23 protein-coding genes are annotated in these 25,364 nt (G+C 70.9%); 12 read left to right on the forward strand and 11 right to left on the reverse strand.

Annotation, left to right across the window (positions count from 1 at the left end):
• Positions 1-74: 74 nt before the first annotated feature.
• From WMF33_RS00845 to WMF33_RS00860, 4 genes are all read right to left on the reverse strand, one after another.
• Complete coding sequence (locus WMF33_RS00845; protein ID WP_437335345.1) at positions 75-332, reverse strand: hypothetical protein; 258 nt, start codon at positions 330-332, stop codon at positions 75-77.
• A 45-nt stretch (positions 333-377) separates the two neighbouring features.
• Complete coding sequence (locus tag WMF33_RS00850) at positions 378-965, reverse strand: hypothetical protein (RefSeq protein ID WP_437335346.1); 588 nt, start codon at positions 963-965, stop codon at positions 378-380.
• Between the two features lies 1 nt (position 966).
• Positions 967-1,221 carry a YdeI/OmpD-associated family protein gene (locus WMF33_RS00855; RefSeq protein WP_437335347.1) on the reverse strand — a complete coding sequence of 85 codons (255 nt, stop codon included), beginning with the start codon at positions 1,219-1,221 and terminating at the stop codon, positions 967-969.
• A gap of 242 nt (positions 1,222-1,463) precedes the next feature.
• The gene (locus WMF33_RS00860) at positions 1,464-1,907 is read right to left on the reverse strand and encodes a hypothetical protein (RefSeq protein WP_437335348.1); all 444 of its coding nucleotides are present in this window, start codon (positions 1,905-1,907) and stop codon (positions 1,464-1,466) included.
• Between the two features lie 387 nt (positions 1,908-2,294).
• On the opposite strand from WMF33_RS00860, the gene WMF33_RS00865 reads away from it, so the two are divergent.
• From WMF33_RS00865 to WMF33_RS00880, 4 genes are read left to right on the forward strand one after another with little or no spacing between them, the layout of a single operon-like run.
• The gene (locus WMF33_RS00865) at positions 2,295-3,185 is read left to right on the forward strand and encodes a hypothetical protein (RefSeq protein WP_437335349.1); all 891 of its coding nucleotides are present in this window, start codon (positions 2,295-2,297) and stop codon (positions 3,183-3,185) included.
• 2 nt (positions 3,186-3,187) lie between these two features.
• A complete protein-coding gene (locus WMF33_RS00870) occupies positions 3,188-3,964 on the forward strand; it encodes a hypothetical protein (RefSeq protein WP_437335350.1) in 777 nt (258 codons plus the stop codon).
• Positions 3,961-4,863, forward strand: a complete 903-nt coding sequence (locus WMF33_RS00875; RefSeq protein WP_437335351.1) for a DUF692 domain-containing protein — start codon at positions 3,961-3,963, stop codon at positions 4,861-4,863. The genes WMF33_RS00870 and WMF33_RS00875 overlap by 4 nt, the downstream gene beginning before the upstream one ends.
• A complete protein-coding gene (locus WMF33_RS00880) occupies positions 4,860-5,411 on the forward strand; it encodes a hypothetical protein (RefSeq protein WP_437335352.1) in 552 nt (183 codons plus the stop codon). The genes WMF33_RS00875 and WMF33_RS00880 overlap by 4 nt, the downstream gene beginning before the upstream one ends.
• Positions 5,412-5,482: 71 nt before the next feature.
• Here the strand turns inward: WMF33_RS00880 and WMF33_RS00885 are convergent, their stop codons facing one another.
• Complete coding sequence (locus tag WMF33_RS00885; RefSeq protein ID WP_437335353.1) at positions 5,483-6,031, reverse strand: hypothetical protein; 549 nt, start codon at positions 6,029-6,031, stop codon at positions 5,483-5,485.
• 665 nt (positions 6,032-6,696) lie between these two features.
• On the reverse strand, positions 6,697-7,230 hold the full coding sequence (locus WMF33_RS00890; RefSeq protein ID WP_437335354.1) for a hypothetical protein: 534 nt from the start codon (positions 7,228-7,230) through the stop codon (positions 6,697-6,699).
• Between the two features lie 284 nt (positions 7,231-7,514).
• On the opposite strand from WMF33_RS00890, the gene WMF33_RS00895 reads away from it, so the two are divergent.
• On the forward strand, positions 7,515-9,506 hold the full coding sequence (locus WMF33_RS00895; protein WP_437335355.1) for a hypothetical protein: 1,992 nt from the start codon (positions 7,515-7,517) through the stop codon (positions 9,504-9,506).
• A 168-nt stretch (positions 9,507-9,674) separates the two neighbouring features.
• Here WMF33_RS00895 and WMF33_RS00900 read toward each other — a convergent pair whose 3' ends face one another.
• The gene (locus WMF33_RS00900) at positions 9,675-10,301 is read right to left on the reverse strand and encodes a TetR/AcrR family transcriptional regulator (protein ID WP_437335356.1); all 627 of its coding nucleotides are present in this window, start codon (positions 10,299-10,301) and stop codon (positions 9,675-9,677) included.
• A 29-nt stretch (positions 10,302-10,330) separates the two neighbouring features.
• Between WMF33_RS00900 and WMF33_RS00905 the strand changes: the two genes are divergently transcribed.
• Positions 10,331-11,806, forward strand: a complete 1,476-nt coding sequence (locus WMF33_RS00905; protein ID WP_437335357.1) for an FAD-dependent monooxygenase — start codon at positions 10,331-10,333, stop codon at positions 11,804-11,806.
• A 349-nt stretch (positions 11,807-12,155) separates the two neighbouring features.
• Positions 12,156-13,670 (forward strand): glucose/sorbosone family PQQ-dependent dehydrogenase, encoded by a 1,515-nt coding sequence (locus tag WMF33_RS00910; protein WP_437335358.1) that lies wholly within the window; start codon positions 12,156-12,158, stop codon positions 13,668-13,670.
• 156 nt (positions 13,671-13,826) lie between these two features.
• Here WMF33_RS00910 and WMF33_RS00915 read toward each other — a convergent pair whose 3' ends face one another.
• Complete coding sequence (locus tag WMF33_RS00915; protein ID WP_437335359.1) at positions 13,827-15,608, reverse strand: discoidin domain-containing protein; 1,782 nt, start codon at positions 15,606-15,608, stop codon at positions 13,827-13,829.
• Between the two features lie 946 nt (positions 15,609-16,554).
• Between WMF33_RS00915 and WMF33_RS00920 the strand changes: the two genes are divergently transcribed.
• Positions 16,555-16,698, forward strand: coding sequence for a hypothetical protein (locus WMF33_RS00920; protein ID WP_437335360.1), 144 nt, complete (start codon positions 16,555-16,557; stop codon positions 16,696-16,698).
• 57 nt (positions 16,699-16,755) lie between these two features.
• On the opposite strand, the gene WMF33_RS00925 is transcribed toward WMF33_RS00920, so the two are convergent.
• Complete coding sequence (locus WMF33_RS00925) at positions 16,756-17,343, reverse strand: SGNH/GDSL hydrolase family protein (protein WP_437335361.1); 588 nt, start codon at positions 17,341-17,343, stop codon at positions 16,756-16,758.
• Positions 17,344-18,008: 665 nt separating this feature from the next.
• On the opposite strand from WMF33_RS00925, the gene WMF33_RS00930 reads away from it, so the two are divergent.
• Entirely contained in the window at positions 18,009-18,914 is a 906-nt protein-coding gene (locus WMF33_RS00930; RefSeq protein ID WP_437335362.1) for a helix-turn-helix domain-containing protein, read from the forward strand.
• A 209-nt stretch (positions 18,915-19,123) separates the two neighbouring features.
• Complete coding sequence (locus tag WMF33_RS00935; protein ID WP_437335363.1) at positions 19,124-19,738, forward strand: NAD(P)H-dependent oxidoreductase; 615 nt, start codon at positions 19,124-19,126, stop codon at positions 19,736-19,738.
• 60 nt (positions 19,739-19,798) lie between these two features.
• On the opposite strand, the gene WMF33_RS00940 is transcribed toward WMF33_RS00935, so the two are convergent.
• Positions 19,799-20,809 (reverse strand): hypothetical protein, encoded by a 1,011-nt coding sequence (locus tag WMF33_RS00940; protein WP_437335364.1) that lies wholly within the window; start codon positions 20,807-20,809, stop codon positions 19,799-19,801.
• Between the two features lie 218 nt (positions 20,810-21,027).
• Here WMF33_RS00940 and WMF33_RS00945 point away from each other — a divergent pair, with 218 nt between their 5' ends.
• Entirely contained in the window at positions 21,028-23,001 is a 1,974-nt protein-coding gene (locus tag WMF33_RS00945; protein ID WP_437335365.1) for an FG-GAP-like repeat-containing protein, read from the forward strand.
• A 187-nt stretch (positions 23,002-23,188) separates the two neighbouring features.
• Here the strand turns inward: WMF33_RS00945 and WMF33_RS00950 are convergent, their stop codons facing one another.
• The gene (locus tag WMF33_RS00950; RefSeq protein ID WP_437335366.1) at positions 23,189-23,851 is read right to left on the reverse strand and encodes a lamin tail domain-containing protein; all 663 of its coding nucleotides are present in this window, start codon (positions 23,849-23,851) and stop codon (positions 23,189-23,191) included.
• A 293-nt stretch (positions 23,852-24,144) separates the two neighbouring features.
• Between WMF33_RS00950 and WMF33_RS00955 the strand changes: the two genes are divergently transcribed.
• The gene (locus WMF33_RS00955; RefSeq protein ID WP_437335367.1) at positions 24,145-25,308 is read left to right on the forward strand and encodes a hypothetical protein; all 1,164 of its coding nucleotides are present in this window, start codon (positions 24,145-24,147) and stop codon (positions 25,306-25,308) included.
• The last annotated feature ends 56 nt before the right edge of the window (positions 25,309-25,364 follow it).

The raw sequence follows: 25,364 nt of genomic DNA on the forward strand, positions 1-25,364 counted from the left end.
GCTCGACGTGTCGTGCGCTACAAAGGACGACGGCGCGCTCCGGCGAAATATCGAGTCTATACCGCAGCAAGGGCTCAGCGTACAGGCTGAGGTGGCAAATCGGCAGGACACCGCCTCGGCGCGTCTGTGGTGCGTCGCGCGACACCGGCCTGCATGGCCAGACCTGCGCTATCCGCGGAGCAGCACGTGGCGACGATCCCGACGATCATGAAGAGCGCGCTCGTGAATCCGGAGGCGACGGACCTCGCGACCACCGCGATGTCGCTGGGGCCCGGGACGATGGCCAGCACGAGCGTGGTGCCGAGCAATGCCACGATGTTGCCCGGGGTCATGGGTCGCGTCCGGAGCAACGGAGAGGCGCCGCGAGGGCGCGCGCCTCAGCGCGCCGGCTCGGTGTCCTCGTCGTCGAGCGCCGGCCACGCCGGCCGGAGCGGGAGGACGAGCGCGTCGAACGGAGCGGGCAGCGACACGGGGGCCCCCGCGTGCACGCAGAACTCCCGGCCAGGCCCGAGCACCATCTGGCGCATCCACAGGCCGGCGCCCGCCTGGTCCAGGACCGGCGCGAGCTGGGCGAAGAGCTCGCCGTAGGACATGCCGTCGGGCTTGCCGAACCAGTGGGCGTAGCCGGGCGCGCGCAGCGCTGCTCCGCCCCGCAGGCGGTACAGTCCCCCGGCCCCGCCGCTGGCCACGGCGGCGGCGGCGTCGTGCGGCGCCGAGCGGCTGGCCGAGACCGCGGCTTCGTTCAATGCGCCGAGCGCACCGAAATCTTGCACGAGGTACCAGTCCTCGTAGACGTCGCCGCCGCCGGCCGCCCAGGGAGCCCCGGAGAGCCCGACGCTGAACGACCGGACAAAGCCTGGCGACGGCGCTGCGGCGAGCGCCGCATGAAAGGCGCGCTGCCGGCCCTCGTAGTCCTTCGCGGCGGCCTGTGGCTGTCTCCAGTGCCAGAACACGTAGGCGAGCATCTCACCCCTTTTCCGAGGCTGGGTGTTTCATGTTCATGTAAACGCCGCCCGCCTCGAGCTCATCCAGCATCTGGAGAAGCCGCTTTTCCTTGGTCTCCTGGCGCTTCGCCTTGTCGATCCACGCGATGTAGTCGTTCTGCTGGTAGGCGGGGCGCTGCCGGTAAGCATCCATCAAGCCACGCTCGTCCAGCGCATTCTTGACGAAATCCGGCATCGGGTACCTGGGCCGCTTCAGGCCTGACGAATCGGCGCTCATGGCCTCATCGTTATACCGATGCCGGGCGTGGACGTGAAGGGCCCCGTCCGGTCCAGCGGCGCCGCCGGCGACCCGGCGCCCGCGGCGCTTGCGTGGGGGCGGTGCGCCGCCGCACGGCGCGAACGGAGACGCGCGCGTCGGCCGGTGGCTGCGCCATCGGCTCGCGGTCGCGCCAGGGGCCCGCCGACCGGGGCGCGGCCGGCCCCTCCGGGGCGCGTGCGCGGGGACCGCACCCCCGACGCTCACGGGAGGCTGACGTTGATGCTTGTGAGGATCTGATTCTTCGGGAGCGAGCAGGTGACCAGGTACGATACGAACGGCCCCTTCATCGAGTCGGGCACCGTCACCGACTTCCATTGCGCTCCGGGCGCGATGCTGAAGTTGAGGTTGCCGACCTCGGTCCCATTCCAGTTGGTGGCCGTCACGGAGCAGAGGGTGGCAGGCCGGGTGGTGTCCCTGACGTTGACTTCGACCTCATTGATCTGCTCGCCGGTGGTGACGAGCGGGCAAGCCACGTTGACGCTTTGCAGCGCCTCGATGCCCATGGCCGGATAGTACACCCGATTGGCGTGCTCCGGGGCCTGGGCGCGGCAAACCCCGCCGTGATGGTTCTGGACCGCCGCGTCGGCGACGGCGGAAACGCTGAAGATGGTCCCCAGAAGTGCGATGCTGTGAATGGTCTTCATGATGTCTGTTCCTTGCTCCGTATCGCTTTCGTGCGACGCGCGGCTCGGTCAGCCTCTCGGCCAGCTCGTGCCGCCCGGGCGCCTCACCGTTCGTCGATGGGGGTTTATGCGAGGCACGAGCCGCGGCTGACATCCATCGAAGAGCACCGCAGAGCGCCGCCGCGGGGCCGATGCCCGAACGACCCAGGGGCGGAGCCGCCCTCCGGCGGCCGGAGCGACGTTGGCCCCGTCGGTCGGCCGTTCCCCCTTCCGCGGCCGAGGCGACCCCGGCGAGGTCGTCGCCCCGGGGGACGCGGCCCTGGTGGGGCGATGGAACTTTCGATGCCGTGGCGCGTCTCAGCTCGCCGGAGGTTCCGCCCGATGCCCGGACGTCGTGGTCTCTTCCTTGTGCTGCCCCTTCTTGGCCCGGCGCCGCTCTCCGCCGGGTGTGCCCGGCCCATCGACGCCCCGGACGGCACCGCGTACGTGCTGCTCGATCCCGCGGCGCGCGCTCGCTGGACCGTGGAGAGCGACGGCTGGCGCGGCGCGCCGGTCCTGCCGGTCGCCCTCGACGCCGCGGAGCCGGCCCTGCTGCGCGGCCCGGGGGGCGCGGAGGTGCTCGAGCTGCGCGGGGGCATGCTCGCGCACGTGCGCGGCGGAGGCGGCGAGGTGCGCTGGCTCGCGGTGGGCGACGAGGCGCGCGACGACCGCCTGACCGTGCGCGCCAGCGAAGCGGCCGCGGCGGCGCTCGCGGCCCTCGTCGACGGGGAGATCACCGCGCGGCGCGACGGCCTGTGGACGCTCGCCGCGCCGGACCTGCTCGAGCGCGGCTCCTTCCTCGAGCCGCCCGCGGGCGTGATCGAGGCCCTACCCGACACGCCGCGCGATCGCGCCTCGTTCACGCCCTCGGCCTCGCAGGATGCCCTCGACGCGCTCGCCGCGCCGGCCGCGGCCGCCGGCAGCGCGGCCGGCGCGCAGGAGCCTGGCAGCGCGGAGGCGGAGCTGGTCGGCCTCTACGCCGCGGGTCTGCGGACGCTCCTCTTGGACGCCTCCGGCGGCTTCACGATCGAGGACGGCTGCACCGGCGCGGTGATCGCGACCGGCGAGTACTCGGCCGCGGGCGATCGCGTGACGCTGCGATCCCGCGGGGCGGCGCCGATCGTGCTGGGCCGGGATCGGGAGAGGCTGCTCCACCCGGACTGGGCGGAGTTCGCGCCGCTCGCGCCCGAGCCCCCGCGGCGCGCCGAGCCCGAGAGCGAGTTGATCGACGATGCCGGCGCGGTCGCCGGCGAGGAGTGACCATGAAGCGCAGGCATTTGCTGGGAGCGACTGCAGCTGGGCTCGCGGCCACCGCGTGGCCCGCGTTCCTCCGCGAGGCGTTCGGCGACGGCGCCGCGTGCGACGAGACGGGCAAGCCGGCGGCCGCCGCGGGGTCGCTGGTCCAGGTCTCGGCCGCGTTCCGCCGCGCCCGGCAGGCGAAACGAGCGCTGCTCGTCTTCGTCATCCCCGCCGACGACGGCGCCAAGTGGGAGCGCGGCCACGCGTTCGGCGAGCTGCTCAACTTCGGCGCGGACAGGGATATCGCCCCGCTCGCCGGCGTCGAGGTCGTCTGCGCGACCATGGCCGATCTGAAGAAGCTCGTGCCGAGCGCAGGCGACGGGGAGCCGCTCCTCGTGGTGGTCAGGACCGACAAGGTGCCCGTCGCCGCGACGCAGCTCGACGTCGCGCTCCCGATCTACGACGGGATGCACGGCCTCGGGGGCGGGAGCTGGGAGGAGCGGATGAAGCGCGACGACGCGATCGCGGCGAAGCGGATCGGCGCGCTCGGCGCGCTGCTCCGCAAGGGCCTCGGCGCCGGCGCGGACGACCTCGAGGCCCGGGCCGCGAGCGTGCGGGCGCGGCTCGTGAAGGCGCCGCCGGCGGGCGCGCGCTGGGCGATCGCCAGCGGATGCGGGACCGAGGTCGAGGGGGTCGACGAGACCGGGCTGATGGCGTGCGGCATGGGGCATGTGCCCTCCAAGTCCAGGCGCTTCCTCTACTTCTTCGCGGTCGAGGGGCGAGGGGCACCCCCGCGTTGATCCCGGTCGGCCTCACGCTCCAGCCCGACGCGGCGTTCCTCGATCTGCTCGGCGAGGCGATCCTTCGCGACGCCGACTACTACGAGGTGGCGCCCGAGACGCTCTGGCGCGCGCCGGACGAGGCCGGGGCCGATCTCCAGGAGAACGGCTTTCACCGCCGCTTCGCCGAGCTCGCGCGCCGGTCGGATCGGCCGTTCGTCGCGCACGGCGTGGGCTTCTCGATCGGCGGCGCCTCGGCCGCGGACGCGGGCCGGCGCGCCCGCTGGCGCGCGGCCCTCCGGCGCGATCACGCGATCTTCCGCTTCCGCTGGTACACCGATCATCTCGGGGTCAGCGCGCCGGCCGGGCTCTCGGCCGGGCTGCCGCTCCCGCTGCCGATGAGCGCGCACAGCGCGGCCGTCGCCCGCCGCGCGCTCCGGGAGATGCAGGCCGTCGTGGAGGACGTCGGCGTCGAGAACAGCGTCAGCTACTTCGTGCTCGGCGATCCGCTGGAGGAGCCGCGCTTCCTCGGGCGCATCCTGAGGGCGCCGCGGACGCACCTGCTGCTCGATCTGCACAACGTCTTCACCATGGCGCAGAACTTCGGCTTCGATCCGGAGGAGTACGTGGCCCGGCTCGATCTTGCGCGGGTGATCGAGATCCACCTGTCCGGCGGCGGCCCGAGCGATCCGGGCTGGCTGCCTTCCGGCCGGGTGATGCGGCTCGACGGCCACGACGACGCCGTGCCGGAGCCGGTGTGGCGCCTCCTGGAAGAGGTCGCGCCGCGGTGCCCGAACCTGCGCGGGGTGACGCTGGAGCGCATGGAGGGCACCGTGCAGGGCGCGGCCGACGCGGCCGCCGTGCGGGAGGAGCTGCGCCGCGCGCGGCGCGTGCTCGGCCGGCGCGGGAGGCGCAGGTGACGGGGCGCGCGGCCGGCGGGAGGGCAGGGGTGCGCGTGGCGGCGCGGCTGACCGGGGCGCAGGCGCACGCGCGTTACGAAGCGCTCGTGGCCCGCGCGATGACCGCCGAGGACCCCGTGGCCGCGCTCCGCGCCGCGGCCGGAGATCCGGCGCTCCCGCCCGCGCTCCGGCGGGCGCTGATCGCCGCGGACGAGGACGGCGTGCGGATGTCGGCGCTGCTCGTGGCGCGGCTCCGCTTCGAGCGGCTCCTGCGTGGATCGCCCGAGGCCGAGGCGTGGTTCGACCGCGATCCTGCGGAGTTCAGCGCCGCGTTCCGGCGCTACCACGCCGAGGTGCCCCCCACGGCCTTCTTCCCTCCGGGCGAGGCCGGCCTGTTCCGCCGCTGGATCGAGGCGCAACCCGGCGAGCAGGCCGACCCCGGGCACGGGCAGATGCAGCCCGCCTCGAATGCCGTCGTCCAGACGCTCGCGGGCGCAGCGGCGCCCGCTGGCGCGGCGGAGCCAGCCGACGCAGGCCCTGCGAGCGACCCCCGATGGCGAGCTCGGTGAGCCGATCTATCTAAATAGCCGGAATTGCGCGATCGGACGAGGCACGCTTCCGGGCGTGCCTCGAGCGGCGCTCAGAAGTTCCAGCTAATCGAAGCATCGTCCACGTAGACCTGCTCCCACGCTCCCGGGCTCGTCCCCATCGTGACGCGCACCGTGATGTTCTTGGTGCACGCGTACGTATTGTTGACCGTGTACTTGACCCAAGCCGCAGTGCCCACGCCCGAGTACGGCGTCGAACCGATATAGGTCCAGCTTGCAGTGTCGATCATCTCGACCGAACCATGATTGGCAAAGCCGTTGCCCCGCAGCCAGACGCTGGCCGAGCACGACGTCGGGGTCACTGTCGTCGTAAACGCCTTGTAAAATTGCAGCCAATCGGACGCGCCGGCCGAGGGCGAATAGTACAAATAGGCTATCGTCGAAGGCGAACGGGCCGAGCTCCAGCTGGTTAAGAATCCTCCGCCTTGGGCAGAATTGCTGGCCCAAAATCCCCAGCCGCCTGATTCCAGATCGTCACTGATGGTGACGGTGGCCGCCTTCGCGTCGTGCGCGCTGCCGAGCAAGCTGCCGACGAGTGCCAATGCTCCAAGCCCCACCCGAACGCCGTTCTTCGTGTTCATAACGATCGACATGCTCGTGAGCCCTTCCATTTTGATTTGTTCAACCGTGGCGCGGGCAGGAAACCATAGAAATTTTGCCTGTGTCAAGCTCCGCGGAAATGGCGCCGGGCGAGCCGTCTTTCGCGCATCCGAATCTCTGAGGGGACCCGAACGAGCCCGTCCTTGCGCCGGCGATGCTCGCGAGCCGCGTGGTCACGCGGGCGATTTCTCCGCGAAGATGCGCTCCATACTCCGCGAGGACGTCGGATTTTTGTTGTTTGCCGCAAGCGCACGCAGTTCGAACGGAAGCGCCACGACCCACTGCCTGACAGGCGCGTCGGGCAAGATCCGATCGACGAGCGTCGCCGCCTCATTGCATAACCGGCGCGATGCGCAGGTGGGGCAGGGGCTTGTTCGCTACGTCGAGTGGGCCGTGCTCATGAAAGCACCTTTCGATGCTTTGCGATGCCCGAGATGCGAACGGAAGATGCGCGCGCTTTCGACGAACACAGACCCTACGGTTTCCTATCCGCTGGCCGCGTCGCGGCATCGACCTGGCGCACGCCTACCGTGAGGATCCATGCACCAGATTCGTGATCTCGAGGAGCGACCGCACGAGCGGTGGATCCTCTGTCGAGAAGCGCAGCGAACGCGCGGGCAGCGACGTCGCGCGCGCCCCCCCGCGCTCACGGCGTCGTGACGGCCCCGCACGTCTGGCGCGCGAGCTGCTCTTGCGTGAGCGTCCGGAGCGTGTCGGCCAGCGCGGCCACCCCGTCCGGGATCGGGACGCAGTCCCGCGCTTCCCCGCATTCGTACCCGACATCGACGACCGCGTCGTCGACCTGGATCCGGAACAAGCTCCCGTCCACGGGTCGCGCGTCTCTCCCGTACAGCACAGGCGCCGCCGCGAGCGCCGCGACGACATCAGGATGGCCGAGCGCATTCGCGACGTCGCCGGCGCTCACCCCCTCCTCGCAGGCTTCGAGCTCCTGCGAGCACGTCATCAGCAGCGTGTCGCCCCGGATCGCGCGCCGCTCGAACGAGAAGTCACGGCACGGCGAGAGCGCGCTGGTCTCCGCGTTCGGGGTGAACCCACCGAAGTATCCCCAGCGGATCGTGTCCTCCACGCAACCGCAGCCGTCCGAGCCGCCGCTCCCGTCGGAGCTCGACCCGTTGCTCCCGCTGGAGCTCGACCCGCCATCCCCGGGCAAGCACCCCATGGCCCATCCCCCCAGAAGCCCGCTCGCCACAAGCATCAATCCCCAATAATTCCGCATTTCAAAGCCTCCGGCTGCGGCCGCGGCAAGATCCGGACCGGGCGTGCTGTATCGATGAAGAGCCCGTTCGACCGCTGGGTCGTATGACATCGGCGCCCGGTCGGCCAGATCGTGCCGTCGCACCGCGAGCCGGTGGAACGCGTCGACGACCCGCCGCTCCACGCTTCCGTGCGCCGATGCTCGAACCGCGCTGCGCGCCGTCGCGCGCGCCGGTGTAGCCTGACCGCATGCGCGCCCGCCGCCTCCGCCACGCCCTCGCCTTCGCCGCGCTGGCGGCCGGCGCCGGCATCGCCGGGTGCTCGTGGCGGGCGTCCGAGCGCCCCTCCGCGCCGCACCAGGACGCCGCGGGCCCGGCGGTGCAGCCGTCCGCCCCGCCGCCTCCCTCCGCCACCTCGGCCGCGGGCGAGCCGGCGCCCGGCGTTGCGCGGCAGGAGAGCGCGCCGGCGGGGCGGCCCCTCCTGCTCGTCACGGATCGCGCGGCGCTCGCCGAGCTGGAGGCCGCGGGCCTCGACTTCGGCGCGGTGCTCACCGGAGCGCCGCGCGCGCCGGCCGCCCTCTCCGCGCTGTCCCGCACCCCCGAGCTCGCGTCGGTCGCCGGCGTGCTCGCGGAGGATCTGCGGCAGGTCCAGCGCGCCGATCCGAGGAGCGGGACGAGCGTCGCGCGCCACGCGCACCGCCTCTTCGACGAGCGGTGGCTCTCCGCGGAGGGCGCTCGCTTCGAGCTCATCGGCGTGGTGAACCGGATGGATCGCCGCCCGTTCCACGCCTCGGCCTGCGGCGAGACCCGCCTCGTGTACCGGCTCGCCTACGCCGCGAAGCCCCCGGATGGCGCGGCCGGCGCCGCGGCCGCCGCCTCGCGCCTCCCGATGACCGCGGCGTTCGAGCTCCTCGCCACCGGCGGCGACGCGCCCTCGTGCCGCCGCCTCGCGCAGGCCTGGTCGCGCGCGGCGGAGCTCTCCGGCCCGGCGCTCGCCCGCTGGCTCACCTCGGCCGACGGCCCGCTCGCTCCCCCGGCCGTCGATCGCGCGAACCTCGCGCGGCTCGTGGTGAACCTGCAGAGCGTCCGCTGGCCGTCCACCGTGCGCCCGGACCTCGGCGGGCACGCGGAGTACGTGCTCCGCGCCTTCCGTTGGGACGCGCGCGCCGGTCGCTACGCGCCCCTCGCCCTCGAGAACACCCCCGACGTCGCCCGGATCGCCCGCGACCCGAAGCAGCGCGACCGGCTGCGCGCCTGGCTGTCGGCCCCCGAGAACCTCGCGCGCATCGACGAGGGGACCGCGCTCCTGCCCGTCGAGTTCCTCGCCACGAAGGCGCTGTCGGCCACGCCCCACGGGCTCGCGCGCCGCGCCAACCGGCCGTTCCGCGTCCTGTTCGAGCCCCGCGATTTCGGCGGCGTCGATTTCGGCGGCCTCACGCGCGTCCGCTCGCCGGAGGGGCTGCTCCGGCGGCTCGACCAGATGACCTGCCCCGGGTGCCACCAGAGCGGATCGATCGCCGGCTTCCACCTGCTCGGGCAGGAGCCTCCCGGCCGCGCCCTCGACGCGCTCGCCGCCGCCGAGTCCGCGCACCTCGCGGGCGATCTCCCGCGCCGGCAGGCGGTGGTCGAGGCCGTCGCCCGGGGCGCGGCGCCGGACCACGGCGTGCCGTACCCCGAGCGGGCCGACGGCGTCCGCGCCGGGTACGGCGCCCGCTGCGGGCTGGGCGATCCGAGCTTCGCGGACTGGACGTGCGCGGAGGGGCTCGTGTGCTCCGCGTACGATGCGCCGCGCGAGGACCGGACGACCGTCGGCGTCTGCCTGCCGGCGGCGCCGGAGGTCGGCGACCCCTGCCAGGTCGGCGCCGTCGTCCCCCACGCCGACCCGCACCGCGACCGCGCCGCGGCGGCGCAGCCCGGGGCGTGCCCGCCCGCCGCGGTGTGCAACACGAGCCCTGTCGGGTTCCCGGGCGGCATGTGCACCGGCAGCTGCGGCGCGCTCCCGGCGGAGGGCGTCTGCGGCGCCATCGCCGTGCTCGATCCGTTCAACCGCTGCCTCGCCCGCGGGACACCGTTCACCGAGTGCTTGAGCCGCCACGTCGCGCCCGCGGGCCTGCGCCGCTGCTCGAGCGAGGCGCCCTGCCGCGAGGACTACGTGTGCGCCAGGACGAGCTCGGGCGAGGGCGCCTGCATCCCGCCGTACTTCCTGTTCCAGCTCCGGGTCGACGGCCACGCGGTGCCGTGAGCCGCCCGGCGCCCGCCGCGCCGGGGCCGAGGAGGCAGCCCACCTGGGCACCGAGCCTCCGGCCGCGCGCCTCGCCTCCGGCGAGGGCAAAGCGCCGGCGCGATGGCAGCGGGGACAGGTCGCGCCGGTCAACGATGCATGACGCGCGAACCCCTGGAGGGGGATGGGTCATCCGGTCGTCTGCCAGCTCGAGCTCGCCGCCATGCCGTGAGCGGCCGCGAAGCCGCGATCGATCAACGCGATGAACGCGGCGTTCGCCCTCTTCGCCGAGCCTCCGCGCTCGAACACGCGGATCGCCTCGCCGTACGCCGTGCGCCACGTCAGCACGACCATGCCGGCGACGAGCCGCGCGAGGCCATCGGGCTTCGGACCAGCCAGATCGATCGCGAGCCCCTCGACCACCTCGTCCCCGATCTCGCGGAGGCGCGCCTTGAGCGACGGGCTCGCCGCGACGACGCGCCACCAGCCGACCGTCTGGCTGTCGACGCGCGCGAACGGGTGCTTCTGCTCGCACAGCCTGTCGACGAGGCCGCGGAGCGCGTCGATCGGCGACTGCCCTGGCGGCCTCTCGCCGATGGCCTCGCGCAGGAGCAGCTTCACCTCGCCCTCGCGATCGAAGAGGAGGTCTTCCTTGCGCGCGAAGTAGTTGAACACCGTCATCTTGGAGACATCGGCGGCGGCGGCGATCTCTTCGACCGTCACCGCGTCGAAGCCGCGCGCGAAGAACAGCTCCGTCGCGACGTCGGAGATCCGCTGCCTGGTCTCGCGCTTCTTCCTTTCGCGGAGCTCGCCCATGAATCGAATCTTAGACTAAGACAAAAATTATGCTTGCACAAATATTTACCGAGTCTAAGTTTTACGTCATGGCTCAGGACGTGGTCATCGTGGGCGCTGGTCCGGTCGGGCTCTTCCTCTCGATCGAGCTCGCGATCGCGGGCGTGAAGCCGCTCGTCCTGGAGCGGCTCGTGGAGCCCGACCGCACGATCAAGGCCGCTGCGGTCGGCGCGGTGGCGGCCGAGGCGCTGGAACGACGCGGGCTCGCGGGCGCGCTCGACGACGAGCAGCGCGCCGCCATGGCGCTGATGATGCCGGCGCTGAGGGCCCGCTTCGGACCTGGACCGGTGAAGAAGCCGGGAGGCCATTTTTCTGGACTGTTCTTGATCGACCAGGGCCTCCAGCGCGACCCGGAGCGCCGCATGCGTCCCGTGCCGCAAGAGGCGCTCGAGAAGATCCTGATCGCGCGCGCGACGGAGCTCGGGATCGAGATCCGTCGCGGCATCACGGTGGAAGACCTCGAGCGGGACGACGACGGCGTGACCGTGCAGACGAGCGCGGGCCCGCTGCGCGCGAAGTACCTCGTCGGCTGCGACGGCGGCCGGAGCCGCGTCCGCAAGCTCGCCGGCTTCGAGTTCCCCGGCACGGATCCGACCATCACCGGCTATCAGGCTGTCGTCCAGCTCGATGCGCCCGAGAAGCTGCCGACGGGTTGGCACCGGACGCCGCGCGGCCTCGTCGCGTCCGGACCGACGCCGGGGCGCGTCTTCACGGCGGAGTTCAACGGGCCGCCGCCCCATCGCGATGCGCCGATCACGCGAGCCGAGGTCGAGGCGGCGATCCAGCGCGTGAGCGGCACCGACGTCAAGATCCTGTCGATGACGATGGCGACGCGCTGGACCGACAACGCGCGGCAAGCGACGACCTACCGGATGGGCCGCGTCTTTCTCGCCGGTGACGCCGCGCACGTCCACTCGCCCTTCGGCGGCCAGGGCCTGAACCTCGGCCTCGTCGACGCCGCGAACCTCGGTTGGAAGCTCGCCGCGGCGGTGAAGGGGCGCGAGCATCTCCTCGATTCGTACACCGCCGAGCGCCATCCCGTCGCCGCGCGCGTCCTCGAAAATACCCGCGCGCAAGTCGCGCTCATGCGTCCTGACCCGCTGACGAGCGCGCTCCGCGCCATCGTGAGCGACCTGATGAAGCTGCCCGCAGGCAATCGCTACTTCGGCGAGATGCTCACGGGCGTCGGCATTCGTTACGACCTCGGTGACGACGACCCGCTCGTCGGCACGCTCGCGAAGGACCAGCTCCTCACGCTCAAAGGCGGCAGCGAAGAGCGGCTCTACACGCTGATGGAGAACGGAGGCGGCCTCTTCATCTCGCCTTTGGAGCGGTCACTCCCACAAGGCGTGCAAGTTGCACGCACCCAAGGCGGCCCGTCGATGCTCGTTCGCCCCGACGGCTGCATCGCGTGGACAGACGCGTCGTCGACGTCGCTCGACGACGCGCTCGCGCGCTGGTTCTGAATCAGAGCGACGCGCCCGTCGCCGCGCCGCCAGGCTCGAGGTCCCGAAGGGGCGATCTCCCGCGCCGGGATGAGATCGCGGGGTCGTAGGTGGGACGCGCTGACGTGTGCGTCTGTGGCAGGAGCTGCCGGTGCCCCCATCAGCACCGGCGCTGCCGGTGCCAACGTGACAGCGGGTAGGACCTCCGTGGTTTGTTTACATAGTAAAGACAGATCACTTTGCTCGGGACACAGCTTGTCGGACGCCGTATGCTCCGCGACGCTGGAGGCTCTCTCAGCACATCTGCCGCGTCCTGGCGCGGCGGGCCCCGATCCGCGTTCTCCATTGGAAGAATCAGTGAGGTAGTTCTATGTCGCTCTTCATCTTACGCAGCCCAGCTGCTTTCCTGGCTCAGGTTGGTTTGCTCGCCACGGCTTCCTTGGGCTTCGCCGGGTGCGGCCCGGCGGATCGCCTGGACGGTCCGATCGGCGCTCATGGGGATGCCGTCGTCGACGGCGAGCCCGGCGACGAGGCCGATGAGGCCAGCGCCGGCGAGGAAGCCTCCTTCGCTTCGCGCGAGATCACACGAGGCCTCCAGTCTCCGATGCGGATCGTCCTGGGCCCGGACGGCTTCCTGTGGTTGACGGAGCGCGTGTCGAAGCGGGTCCTGCGCGTGCGGCCGGAGGACGGGCAGCAGACGACCGCGGTCACCATCGAGGAAGCGTTCCAGTCGGGGGGACAGGACGGGGTGCTGGGCCTGGCCCTGCACCCGGATCTGCTCCAGGGCAAGGGCAGAGACTACGTGTACGTCTCCTTCACCTACGACGTCGATCCCGGCGCAGCCGTGGACCGCAGGACGAAGATCCGCCGCTACACGTATGATCCGGGGACCGGGACCCTGGGGAGCCCGCTCGACATCATCACCGGCCTGCCCGGGAGCGACGATCACAACTCCGCGCGGCTCCTCTTCGGCCCGGATGGGAAGCTCTACTACACGCTCGGCGATCAGGGGAACAATCAGTTTGGCAGGAAGTGCCTCCCCATCCGCGCGCAGGCGCTGCCCACGGCGGCGGAGGTCGCGGCGCAGGACTGGTCGAAGTACACTGGCAAGGTCCTGCGCTTGAACGCCGACGGCTCGATCCCGCACGACAACCCGCGGATCGACGGCACCCGCAGCCATGTCTATTCGTACGGCCACCGCAACCCGCAGGGCCTCGCGTTCGGCCGGGGTGGCAAGCTGTACGCGAACGAGCATGGGCCGAAGAGCGACGACGAGCTGAACCTCATCCTGCCCGGCAAGAACTACGGCTGGCCGCACGTCGCCGGCTATCAGGACGACCAGGCGTACACGTACGACAACTGGTCGGCCTCGAGCCCCACGCCCTGCGAGGCGCTCGAGTGGAACGACTTCGAGACGCCTCCCTCCGTCCCGCGGCAGGAGGAGAGCGCCTGGAGCCACCCCGACTTCCGGGAGCCGCTCCTCACCTTCTACACCGTCGAGGACGACCACGACTTCCGCCATTCGGTGTGCGGAGAAGACTTCTTCTGGATCTGCTGGCCCACGATCGCGCCCTCCTCGCTCCACTACTACCCCGCCGGGCGCGGCGTCCCGGGGTGGGGGAACTCTCTCCTGATCACCAGCCTCAAGAGGGGCGCGGTGTTCCGGGTGAAGCTGAGCGGGAACGGGAAATCCGTGGTCGGCGAGCCTGTCCGCGAGCTCGTCACCAGCAACCGCTACCGCGACCTCGCGATCGGCCCGGACCGCCGGACATTGTACGTGATCACGGACCCTTCGGGGGGCACGGGCGGACCGACCGGTCTCGGCACGACGGTCCTGGACAACCCGGGAGCGATCCTCGAGTTCAAGTACACGGGATCGCACTGAGCCAGCACCGGAGGGGCCGGGCCTGCGTCGTACCGGCGCAGGCCCTGTCCCTGCCGGGGCCTGTTCTATTCGTTCCTCTGCGCCTTTGCGCCTTTGCGTTGAATTCTCTCTCCGGATCCCTGGCCGCACGCCTGGTAGGTGGAACCAGGCCAGGTGCTAGGGCGCGCCCGCGTGCGTCAGCGTCTCCCAGCCGATGTGGTTGCCGAACCGCGTGGAAGCGCTGCTCATCGCCCTCACCCGTGCGATGAGCGCCTCGGTCTTCGGCATGCTGATGCCGCGCCGGTTGTGGAACTCGTTGTACCCGATCTCCCAGCCCATCACCGCCGAGTGGCCGCCGGCGTTCTTGGAGAAGCTGCTGCAAGGCCAGCTCCGCGCCGGCATCCAGCCCGCGGGGGAGACCTCCACGCCGACCCGATTGCGCGTGTTGTCGAGGTACTGCAGCACGTAGTCGGCGTTCAATTCGAGCGACTCCCGCAGGCGGTTCTCGTCATGTTCCGGGTCGTCGCTATAGGCGCTGCGAGGGTCGCCCTGGATGCGGAGGGTCTCTGCCATGTTCGCGAGCGAGCTCATGCCCATCTGGGTATGCCCGAGGTCGCGGCAGGTCTCCTGCTCGAGGCCAGCGATGTAGCGCGTCGGGCTGCTCCAGATCGACGCGAGCTCGGTCCCGCTGGTGTAGCGCGGCCTCCCCTGGTAGATCGGAGAGAGCGGCTGGCCGCCGTCGCTCGGCATGTAGATCATCGCCCTGCTCGAGTGTTCTACCTGGCTCACGACGTACTCGTACTTTTCGAGATCGTTCGTGAAGATCGCGATGTCGAGCGCCACCTCGTTCATCACGGCCGTGCGGTTCTGGCCGCCCGTCCAGCCGTCCTTCACCAGGTCCCAGTAGACGGTCCTGAAGTGGTTCTCTTGCAGCGCGGTGTCCGCGGCCGTCCAGCCGCTGTACGTGTAACGCAAGATCTCCGCGGCGCGCAGGAAGTTGGTGCCTGCCCAGCCAGCGTTGAAGTGACCGTTGGCGTAGACCTGAGAATTGTTGTCCGGGAAGCGGGGCTGATCGAACAAGATGGCGGTCAGCGTGCGCGCCCAGGCGTTGAGGATGCCCCTCGCGTTCTCGGCATACTGCGCGTCGCCGCTGTAGTACCAGAGCAGCGCCTGCGTATAGGCGGCGTTCGCGTCGTTGACGATGCCGTCGCAGCCTGCCTGCTCGTAGCCCAGATCGATGGCCTTTTGCTTCGATCCAGGCGTGGAGCACTTGACGACCGGCACCGGGTCGGCGACGTAGCTCCGGTCCGCGGGCCTCGAGCCCCTGGCGAGCTGGTACTCTTTGCTCCAGGGCTGCTCGCCGTTGCGGATCTTTGTTTTGACGAAATCCAGCTGTTCCTTGCTGACCAGGATGCCAGGATGTACGAAGGGGCTGGCGGGGGCCGCGCTGCCGGCGATCTGAAGCTCCGTCACGCTGGCGTAGTCGTTCACGGTGTTCCCGTTCACCGTGAGACGGACGTACCGCGCGTTGACGGGCTGGAATTCAATCGGCTGGAGCGACGTGCTCGGCAAGCTCTTCCCCGAGACGAGCGGCGAGAAATCGCGACCGTCCGTGGACGTCGAGAGCGCGTAGTCATAGATGCGTCCATCGACTCCGCCGTTGTACCAACCCAGAGAGATGCCGCAGATGCTCTGCGTCGCGCCCAGGTCTGCCGTCACGTAGGCGCCCTTACCGCGGCCCGACCAGCGGGTGGCCAGGTTGCCATCCGCGACGTTCGCTGCCGGGTTCTCGGCTTGCGCGACGCTGGCGACGAGGCTCGCCGGCGTGAGGCGAACCGTGCAGCCCGGCGCCGCGAGCGATGATGGCTTCTGGTCGAGGACCGGATCGCCGTCCGTCAGCGAGCCCTCGCCAGCGCCCGTGTCGGCATCTCCAGCGCAGCCCGCGAGAACAGCCGCCAAGGCGACACACATTGTGGGAGCGGTAGTGCGTAAGCTCAAGGTATTCTCCTTCGGGCGGATTATTTGCCCGCCTCAAGACACAAGTGTGCGTAGTGATGCTACCAAGTAAGAGTGAAAGTCTCAAAGAGATAAGGTGCAATTTCTACTGGGAATGTCAAGCCCTGCCGCGCGATCGGCTCCGGATGACAGCCTCATGCTTTGTTTGCGCGTCCACCTTTCTTCAGGATAAAGGATGCATGTCAGTCGTGTGTTGGCCGTGAGATGGGCCGTTGTCGATTCCTGGATTGCGATCGAGACATGCGCAGCTCGTAACCGCCTGGACTAGGGATCTCCTATGAATGCAGCAGGTCACCGGATCTCAATTGGCGTCCCCGAACGGCGCGCCGGCGTGACATGAGCGCCGCCGGCACCTCGCCCCCGGAGCGCCTCGATCCACCGCCTCGTCCGCGCCAACAACGCGGTCTGGGCCGCGATGTACTACGACGAGCTGGTGGACACGGACGACTACCAGCTCACGTACATGGCCGACGCCGACGCGGGCTACTACAACTGCGCCCAGGCCGTGTCGCGCTCGGGCCCCGACGTCCTCGCGGCCGTCGAGGCCTTCTACGCGGCGCGCGGCCTGCCCCCCGCCGTCTACCTCGATCCCGAGAGCGCTCCCGGTCTGCGCGCCCGGCCTCCGCGCGGGCCCATCGCCGCGGGATACATGGTTCACCCGCGCGACTTTCGCGCGCCCACGGACGTTCGCGGCGAGCGCTGGCCGCCACAAGCACGAGGGGACGATGACCTACCTGCTGCACGAGGCGCTCGCGGGCGCCTTCCGGGACCACGCGACGCGCGCGGCGATCCGCGAGCAGGGCGCCGACGTGACGTATGGCGCGCTCGAGGCGCTCGCCGCCAAGGTGGCGCGGCTGCTCTCAGCCGGCGCCCACGGCGGCGCCGGGCTGTGCCGGGAGGACGATCGCCTCGTGGCATCACCTCGGCCAACACCGAGGAGCAGGTGCACGAGCACCTGCTCCAGGGCTTTGCGCGCGTGCGCGACTACCTCACGCGCACCGGCGCGCCGCTGCGCCCCGCCGAGGCCGGTTGATCGACCGCGCCCCTCGACCCTGGGAGCGCGCCGCCCACCCCTCGACCCCAGGCCGGCTCACCTCAGGTAGCCTTCGATCGCCTCGTACCAGACGCGCGCCATCCGGGCGTAACCCGCCTGATTGGGGTGGACGGTGTCGCCGAGCTCGGACGTGGGGAAACCCGTGAACTGATCGGCGAAGACGATGTGCGCGCCCGCGGCGGCCCGCTCCTCGACCATCGGGGGGATGGTGGCGTTGAACGTATTGACCGCGTTCGCGGCGGCCGGCAGAGGGATGATGTTGCTCACGACGATCAGCGCGTCGGGCGCCTCGGCGATGAGCTCGTCCAGGAGAGCGGCAAGGCGGGTGTTGGCGCCGTTCGCGCCTTGCACCATGTCATTCGTGCCCGCGTGGAGCAGCACGATGTGCGGCATCTCGTTGAGCGCCGGGCTCGGCACGCGACCGGCGATCTGCTGGATGGTTTGCCCGCTGATCCCCTCGTGGTTGCGGGGGAACGTCACGCCGTCGACCATCGCGGGGCCGTTCTTCTGCTGCGTGCCGGTGAAGGTGATCTCGTGGTCGTCCTGCAAGGCCAGGCGGAAGAGCTCGACCCGGTACCCGCCGTCGAAGCCGAGACCGAAGGTGATCGAGTCCCCGAGGGGCACGACCTTGCAGGGGCCCGTCGCGGGGCAAGGCTGGAACCCCGGATCGGGAGCGCCCCCGCCGCCGCCCGAGCCGCCGGAGGTCGCGCTCGTGGAAGAGCTCGCACCGCCCTCGCCGGCGCTGGTCGTCGCGCCGCTCCCCGTGGTCGCCCCCCCGCCGGATCCACCGGTTCCGGTCGCGCTGCCCGCCCCGCTCGTGGTCGACGCGCCGCTTCCGCTCGCCGGAGCGCCGCCGGAAGTGGCCGTTCCAGACCCGCCCGAGCCCGCGGACGACCCGTCAGAATCGCTGGAGCAGGCCAGTGAGCCGACGAAGAGGAGGCCCGCGAGGGGAATCGCGCGGGCGAGGGCGCCGAATGCACCACGGCGGACGAGAAGCGGAGACGTCGAAGGCGACATATGAGCAGCGCTCCCGGTCGTAGGCGACCAAGTGGTGAAAAATTATGTTTATGGCCTAAATTCGGCGGGCTCGGCGCATTGCCACACCGCCCGCGCAGCCTCTGCGAGAAGTGGCGGAAGGGTACGAGGCGCTCGCAGCGATGTCGTTCAAATTCCCGGCGAAGGTTTTCAGGATCTCGACGTGCTGGGTCCGATCCGCTCGGCGGAAGCGAGCAGAGCTGCGCGCTGGCGACGCGGCCGGCGCACGAAGGGCTTGACCGCTGTGTTCCTCGATGCCGACGATGCTCCGGGCGACCCCGAGCATGACCGCGACGCTTCCAGCAAAGTACGGAGTGGCGCTCACCGGATCGGACTGGGTGGGGCTGCCTCTGCGGATCGGGCACGTTCCCGAAAGCGGCCGGTTCGAGGCGCTCTCCAACGAATCGGATGCGGTCCTGGTCTGGACGGGAGGCCCCTCGCAGGTCCACATCCGCTTCGCGGACCCGACCTCGGGAGAGGTGCGGGAGCACTCCTTCGAGCGGCTCTCGGGCATGATGGACCTCTTGCCGCGGAGGACCAGGCTCCACAGCGTCGAGTGGCGGGGGCGGCCGTCCGTGTGCACGGCCGTGAACTTCCCCGAAGCATCGATGTTGGCCCTCTGCTCGTCTCCGTCCCCCGGCCTGGTTCCGGAGCGGGGCCCGCAGTTCGGCCTGGTCGACGCCCACGTGGTCGACCTGGTCCTCCGGCTCCAGGCGCAGGCCGAGGGGCAGGAGTACCTGGGAGCCGTGTACGTCCAGTCGCTCTCCCTGGCGCTGGCCTCCTATCTCTCGGCGCGGTACGGCGCGGGGGCGAAGGCGGAGAGCTCGCTGCGCAGCACGAGCCTCTCGATCAGCCAGCGCACCAAGATCGAGAAGTTCGTGGACAGCGAGCTCTCCTCGAACTTCGGGCTCGTCGACCTGGCGGGGATGGCGGGCTACTCGCCCGACCATTTCTCGCGCCTGTTCAAGCACGCCTTTCGCCAGACTCCCTATCAGTACGTGCTCTCGCGCCGCATCGAGAGGGCGATGACCATGCTCCGGGACGAGCGGCTGTCCATCGCCGAGATCGCTCTGGCGTGTGGCTTCTCCAACCAGGGGCACCTCACGACGGCGTTCAAGCGCCGTACGGGGATGACGCCCGGCGCGTATCGAAAGAGGTGACGGGCCGCTCGGCGCCTCTGGGCACGGGATCTCGGACGACACGCAGCAGCTCGGCCGCGTCGCCCGCGTGATCGCGCCGATGAGCGGATCGCGGGCAGCTCACTGGCGCTCCAGCGAGGTCCGCCCCTGCCTTGACAAGGCAATCTACCAAAGGTAACCTACTAAGGGTAACCAGCCTTCGCCCGTGATCGGCGAGCAGGAGATTCTGCATGCACGCGCTCATCGTCGTCTCGCACCCCGAGCCCGGGTCGCTCACCCATGGCGTCGCCGCGCAGATCGCCGAGGAGGTGTCCCTGTCCGGCAATTCGTTCGAGATCGCGGACCTCGCGGCGGAAGCGTTCGATCCGAGGTTCACCGCGGCGGATCTCGCCGTCCATCGCAGGAAGGCGCCGCCGCCCGCCGATGTCGCCGCCGAGCAGGCGAGGATCGACCGCGCGGACGCCCTCGTGCTGGTCTATCCCGTCTACTGGTGGTCGATGCCGGGGCTCCTCAAGGGGTGGATCGATCGCGTGTTCTCCAACGGCTGGGCCTTCGACTTCGGCCTGGATACCGGGCTGGTGAAGAAGCTCGACCGCCTCCGGGTGCACCTCGTCGCCATGGCCGGCAGCGACGCGCGGGTCTACGCGCGGCACGGCTATCTCGGCGCCATGAAGACGCAGATCGATCACGGGATCTTCGATTACTGCGGCGCACGCGTCGCGACCTCCGAGCTCCTGTTCGACTCGGAGACGCGGGATCCGGCCGCTCATCTGGCCGCCGCGCGCGCCATCGGCCGCGATCTCTTCCAGGCTTCCAGGCGAATCGAGGCCACCGGGACGGCGTGAACGCGGAGGGCGCTGGGCCGGCGGCCTACCTACGGCGGGCGCCGGGGCCTCGGGCGCCGTTCAGGGCGCCTGGCAGGACACGCGGTGGATCGGCTCCTTTTTCCCCTCGCCGATCATCACGTAGTCCCAGCCGCCGGGCATCCACGCGATCGCCTCGGCCTGCTCCTCGTCGGCCGACGGCAGCATGCAGGGCGAGCCGGCCAGCGCCTGCGCCACCGTCTGATCCGGCGTCATCGGGTAGTAGAGCACGTGCGACGAGGTCCGCAGCAGCACCCCCGCGCCGTCCGGGTGCACGTCGCCGCCCGTGAAGCGCGCGCTCCCGGCGGGCGGCTGGATCGAGCCCGCGTGGACGAGCGTCGCCGGCGCGCCCGCGGCGGGGAGCGCCGGCAGCTCGTAGACCTCCGAGATGCCCTTGTTGACCTTCGTCACCACGGTGAGCGCCCCGGTGGTGGGGTGAACGAGCAGCGTCTCCGCGTCGTGGCTGCCGTCGGGGTACGAGATCACGAACACCTCGGCGGTCGAGGCGCGCGGCGCGCCTCCGAGCGCGTCCGGCTCCTGCACGCTGTAGACCGCGTAGCTGTCGCGCTCGCTGTCGTTGTCGCCGATGTCCGCGAGGAACAGGCAGCTGCCCCCGCCCGTGCGGCAGGGGCCGCGCGCGATGTCCTCCCAGTCGATCGCGGCCGCGCCGGCCACGTCCACCTGGGCCCGCAGCGCGCCGCCGAGCCCGATCGCGAAGAACCGGGGGTCGTCGCCGTGGTCGTTGTGCACGTAGAGCGCGTCCGGGTGCAGCGCGCTGGCGACCACGCCGGAGCACTCGTCGATGTCGCCCTCCGGGAGCGCGCCGACCCGCGCCACCCCGGCGCAACGAGGGCAGCCCGTGACCCGCACCTCCGGAGGCGGCGGATCCGAGGCTCCGCAGCCCGAAAGGAGCAGCGAGAGCGCGAGCGCTGGCGCCGCCGCGCGCCGCGCCAGCGACCCTCTCGCAGGACCGCCGCGCGGGCGGGGCGCCTGGAGGGGGCGCGGCGGCAGCAACGGGGCGCGGAGGATGTCGGTCGCGGGCATCGGTGACATGAGGTTCCCTGTCGGGTGATATTCTCGCATACTTCGCTGCCGCGCGACGCGGCGCGATCGGCGCCTGACCGGGAGGAGCCGCCGGGGGCGAGACGGTCGGCCCGCGCCCGCGCGAGCCGACGCGACGAGGCAGCGCACAGCACGAGCCCGGCGGGGAGCACGAGCTCGTCGGCCCTGCGTCCCGCAAGGCCCGAAGTCCTCATGGTAAGCTGTATTTCATGAAATGTCATGCTTTCATCATCGCCGGCTTGCTTCCCCTGAGCTCGCCGAGCGTGTCGTTTGCCGCCGCGTGCGACTCGGTCTTCTTCGCGTCGAGCGCCACCGAGCTCGACCTTCCTCCCGGGGGGGAGAGGGTGCTCTTTGCGGACATGGACGGTAACGGCGCCTACGACTGGCTCGTGAGCCGTCCCTTCGAGCTCACGCTCCAGCTTCGCAACCGCGACGGCTCGCTGCTCACCAGCACGACGTACACGCACGACGTGGACCGCGAGCGGTCCATGCGGCAGTTCGCGGTCGCCGATGTCACCGGCGATGGCCAGCTCGATGTCGTTGTCAGGGACACCCAGCGCGTGTTCGTCCTCCAGCAGACGTCGGGCAACCTGACGCACCTCGGATACCTCGATGTCACGCCGAGCGACCCCGGATCGCAGCTGCTGCTCGCCGCCGGGAATTTCCTTAGCCCGAGCCAGGCGGACATCGTCGTCGAGACGGCCCCGAGCGAGATGCAGCTGTTCCACGCGTCGGAGGGAGTGTTCCGCGCGGTCCATACGCTGACCGACGTCGCCGCGCTCGATGAGTTCGTCACGCGCACGACCGAGATGGTCGCGCGGGACGTCGATGACGATGGTCTACAGGACTTGCTGTATCCGGCCGCGGGCGGCGTCGCCATCGCCCAGCGGACCGCCTCGGGGAGCTTCCAGCCGGTACATCGGCTGGCGATGGACGGAGGCTACCAGCTCGGGGCGTTCGGCGACTTCGACGGCAACGGTCTCCAGGATGTGGCCGTGATCGCGAGGGATGAGGTTGCACCGGCGGACTACAAAATGCTTCTCCATACATGGCTCCAGGCTCCCGCGGGGACCTTCACCCCGCTGGAGCCCGAGGAGAGGGCTCGCGGCAGCGGCCGGATGCTCACGGCCGATCTCTCGGGGGACGGCGCAGACGAGCTGGTCGTCGGCTCGTTCATCGGGCAGCTCGTCGAGCGGCAATGGACGTTCACCGAGCGCAATCGGTCAGAGTACGCGCCGGAAGCGCTGCTCGACCTGACGGGCGACGGGTTGCTCGATCTCGTCAACTCCACCTACTACGACCCCTCCATGGCCCCCGGCGTGCGGACCGATCTCGCGATCGAGATCGTGGACGCGCCCGCCCTCGTCAGGTCAGGCGACGACCCCCGGCTGACGCTGTCGGTGACGAACCGGAGCTCAACACCGTCGCAGGGCATGACCCTCTCCGCAGACGGTGGAGAGAGCGGTCAGGTCAAGCTGAGCTGCGGCGTCCCTGGCGAATGTTCCGTACCCGGGCTCGGCGCCGGGGAGAGCAGGCAATTCGTGGCGACCCTCAACGTCGGGGAGGGCGAGCACGTGGACCTGAGCGTCTCGGTGTGCAGCCGTCTGGTCGACGTCGACGCGAGCAACAACCGCGCGACGCTGCGGATCCCCATCGACAACGAGGTGCGCGCCGACCTGCACGGCGACGTGAGCATCGTGATCGAGGACTCGGACATCATGCTCATCGAGCACGTGAGGAACGACGGTCCCTCGACGGCGAGCCGCGTGCGCCTGGAGCAGGATCTGCCCGAGGGCATGGTCGGTGTCACCTGGACGTCGGACGAGGGGGTGGACTGCGCCGTGCAAGCGGGCAAGCTGTCTTGCGAGGTCGCGGAGATGCCGAAGTTCGATGGCTGGTCCATCACCGTGCGTGGCAAGCTCGATTATCGAGGTCAGCGGGTCGAGACGTGGGCGACCGTCACCAGCGACGCAAAGGACCCGGACGAGAGCAACAACAGGTTCGGTCGCGTCATACCGGAAGGCTTCCTCGGCGGGATTCCGCGCACGCCGCCGGACGGCGATGGCTCGAGCGGCTGCGGCTGCCGCCTCGTTGCGTCCCCGTCCAGCGCCCCGCCCCAGGCGCTCTGGCTCGCGCTCGCGGCCGCCGCGGCCCTCGGGCTGCGGCGGATCCGCGGCAGCTGACGCCGCTCTCGCCGCCCCCTCCTGCGGCAGGTCTGGTAGCCCGATGCGGCGACGCAGGCGCGCCGCCGGCGGATGAGCCGCCGAGCATCGCTGGCCGCGGACCGGACGCGGAGGTCCGCCCGCGCGAGGCCGCCGAGGAGCGGCGCAGAAGTCCGGCCATCGCTGGCCGGTCATCCGGCGGGCGGCGCTAGGGCGCCGCGTTCGCCTCCCCCGGGGTCGGCGCGGTGACGGCGCCCTCGCCGGTCAGATCGGGCAGCCTGCCCCACGTCTCGCCGTCCGCTGCCGCCTCGATCGGATACTCGAGCTGGGCGAGCACCTGGTCGTTCGCCGAGATGAGGTGGACGGTCTCGCCCCTGGAGGCGCTGACCTTCCAGGTCGCATAGAAGCAGCTGCTCGGGCCGCCGTCCGGCAGACACGTGGTGTGGGGCCCGGGGCCGGCCTCGGGGGCCTGATCGCCGAGGACGAGCAGGTACGCCCCCGGGGCGAGCTGCGTGCCCTCGGGGAACCTGAGCGCGTCGGCCGTGTTGCACGCCCCGCTGTCGTCGGAGTCGCAGAGGCCGAGCCCGCTGAGATCGGCCGACCCCGGGCCCGGGTTGCCGAGCTCGATCCAGTCGCCGCCCTTGGCCGAGATCTCGTTCACCACGACGGTCGTCGACGTGGGCCCGCCGCCGGCCCCCGTCCCCGTTCCCCCTGACCCGCCGCCGCCGGAGCCGCTCGTGGCCCCGGTGGTGCCGCTCGAGGCCTGGGACGACGTGGCCGTCGTGCTGGCGTCCCCGGGCTCGTCGCTCGAACCGCAGCCTCCCGCGCAGAGCGCGGCAAGACAAAGCATGATGAATCGACCTTGTGCCATCGCGATGTTCTCCTCGGCCCACAGCACACGGCGGCCCCGGCGGTGCGTCAATGGGGCGGCGCGCGCGCGGCTCCCGGCCGCGGGTCCTCCTGCGCGTTCCAGCACCGCGCTCGAGTCGGCGGGATCACCAGCGCGGCCGCGCTGCGCCGTCGCGGCGCAGCGCCGGTGGACGCGCCCGGCGCGCCATCGGCTCAGGGGGCAGCGCCGCGGAGGTGGGGTACCATGCCCGGCGCCGTGTTGCGGCGAGAGCGGTCCACGCCGCTGCCAGCATGCGCTCTCGGTGTGAGGAGGACATGATGCGACGATCGCTGGAGCTGATCTTGTGCCTGTCGATGGTGACCGCGCTCGAGGCCTGCGCGGACGACTCGAGCGGAGGGGAGGGGACGACCGACACGGGAGGCGCCGGAGCGGCGAGCGCGTCGGGCAGCGGCGCGGGAGGCGCCGGCGCGGGATCGCCCGCGCACGAGGGCGGCGGCCCGGCGGCGGGCAACCCCGACGGGAGCTGCGCCGTGCCGGCCGAGGCGCTGGCCGCCGACACCTCGTCCCCGACCACGGTGATCGGCGACGGCACGCCGGAGAGCTGCACCTCGGAGGCCGTCGTCAGCGGCGTCGCGGCCGGCGGCATCATCACCTTCGACTGCGGCCCCGACCCGATCACCATCACGCTCGAGGAGACCGCGAAGATCTTCAACGATACCGGCCCCGAGATCGTGATCGACGGCGGGGGGCTCGTGACGCTGAGCGGCGGCGGAAAGCGGCGCATCCTCTACATGAACACCTGCGACGAGGCGCAGGTGTGGACGACGCCGAACTGCGACAACCAGGATCACCCGCGGCTGACCGTCCAGAACCTCACCCTCATCGAGGGCGACTCGACCGACGATGACGACGAGGGCGGCGGCGCCATCTTCGCGCAGGGCGGGCGCCTCAAGGTCGTCAACGCGCGCTTCTTCAACAACGCGTGCGATAAGGCCGGCCCCGACGTCGGCGGCGCCGGGATCCGCGCCTTCATGCAATACAACGGGCTGCCGGTCCACGTGGTGAACAGCACCTTCGGCGGCGCCGAGGGTTACGGCAACGTGTGCGCGAACGGCGGCGGCATCAGCAGCATCGGCGTCTCGTGGACGGTCGTGAACAGCCTGTTCTCCCACAACCGCGCGATCGGGAACGGCGGCAACCCCGCCATGGCGGGGACGCCGGGCGGCGGCAGCGGCGGGGCCATCTACAACGACGGCGACACGATGACGCTCACGCTCTGCGGGACCCGGATCGAGCGGAACGAGGTGAACGCCCACGGGAGCGCGATCTTCTTCGTGAGCAACGACCACACGGGGAACATCGTCATCGATCGATCGGTGATCACCGAGAACATCGGCGGATCGTGGTACCCGACCTACCCGCAGATCTCGAACCACGACGACACGCCGATCGCGGTGACGGACTCGGTCATCCAGTGAGCCCGCGGCCGCGCGCGGGCCGCTTCTCCGGCGGCGTCCGGTGCCTTGACGCACTA

The organism is Sorangium sp. So ce394, from assembly GCF_051474665.1.
Lineage (GTDB): Bacteria > Myxococcota_A > Polyangia > Polyangiales > Polyangiaceae > Sorangium > Sorangium cellulosum_D.

Excerpts from the sequence above, each read along its gene's own strand:
- WMF33_RS00905 (WP_437335357.1), top strand. The coding sequence starts at position 10,331 with ATGCTTGCACAAATATTTACCGAGTCTAAGTTTTACGTCATGGCTCAG.
- WMF33_RS00950 (WP_437335366.1), bottom strand. The coding sequence starts at position 23,851 with ATGGCACAAGGTCGATTCATCATGCTTTGTCTTGCCGCGCTCTGCGCG.
- WMF33_RS00855 (WP_437335347.1), bottom strand. The coding sequence starts at position 1,221 with ATGAGCGCCGATTCGTCAGGCCTGAAGCGGCCCAGGTACCCGATGCCG.
- WMF33_RS00930 (WP_437335362.1), top strand. The coding sequence starts at position 18,009 with ATGCCGACGATGCTCCGGGCGACCCCGAGCATGACCGCGACGCTTCCA.
- WMF33_RS00860 (WP_437335348.1), bottom strand. The coding sequence starts at position 1,907 with ATGAAGACCATTCACAGCATCGCACTTCTGGGGACCATCTTCAGCGTT.
- WMF33_RS00955 (WP_437335367.1), top strand. The coding sequence starts at position 24,145 with ATGATGCGACGATCGCTGGAGCTGATCTTGTGCCTGTCGATGGTGACC.
- WMF33_RS00890 (WP_437335354.1), bottom strand. The coding sequence starts at position 7,230 with ATGGGGTGCTTGCCCGGGGATGGCGGGTCGAGCTCCAGCGGGAGCAAC.
- WMF33_RS00900 (WP_437335356.1), bottom strand. The coding sequence starts at position 10,301 with ATGGGCGAGCTCCGCGAAAGGAAGAAGCGCGAGACCAGGCAGCGGATC.
- WMF33_RS00910 (WP_437335358.1), top strand. The coding sequence starts at position 12,156 with ATGTCGCTCTTCATCTTACGCAGCCCAGCTGCTTTCCTGGCTCAGGTT.
- WMF33_RS00850 (WP_437335346.1), bottom strand. The coding sequence starts at position 965 with ATGCTCGCCTACGTGTTCTGGCACTGGAGACAGCCACAGGCCGCCGCG.
- WMF33_RS00935 (WP_437335363.1), top strand. The coding sequence starts at position 19,124 with ATGCACGCGCTCATCGTCGTCTCGCACCCCGAGCCCGGGTCGCTCACC.
- WMF33_RS00845 (WP_437335345.1), bottom strand. The coding sequence starts at position 332 with ATGACCCCGGGCAACATCGTGGCATTGCTCGGCACCACGCTCGTGCTG.
- WMF33_RS00870 (WP_437335350.1), top strand. The coding sequence starts at position 3,188 with ATGAAGCGCAGGCATTTGCTGGGAGCGACTGCAGCTGGGCTCGCGGCC.
- WMF33_RS00895 (WP_437335355.1), top strand. The coding sequence starts at position 7,515 with ATGCGCGCCCGCCGCCTCCGCCACGCCCTCGCCTTCGCCGCGCTGGCG.
- WMF33_RS00940 (WP_437335364.1), bottom strand. The coding sequence starts at position 20,809 with ATGTCACCGATGCCCGCGACCGACATCCTCCGCGCCCCGTTGCTGCCG.
- WMF33_RS00945 (WP_437335365.1), top strand. The coding sequence starts at position 21,028 with ATGAAATGTCATGCTTTCATCATCGCCGGCTTGCTTCCCCTGAGCTCG.
- WMF33_RS00885 (WP_437335353.1), bottom strand. The coding sequence starts at position 6,031 with ATGAACACGAAGAACGGCGTTCGGGTGGGGCTTGGAGCATTGGCACTC.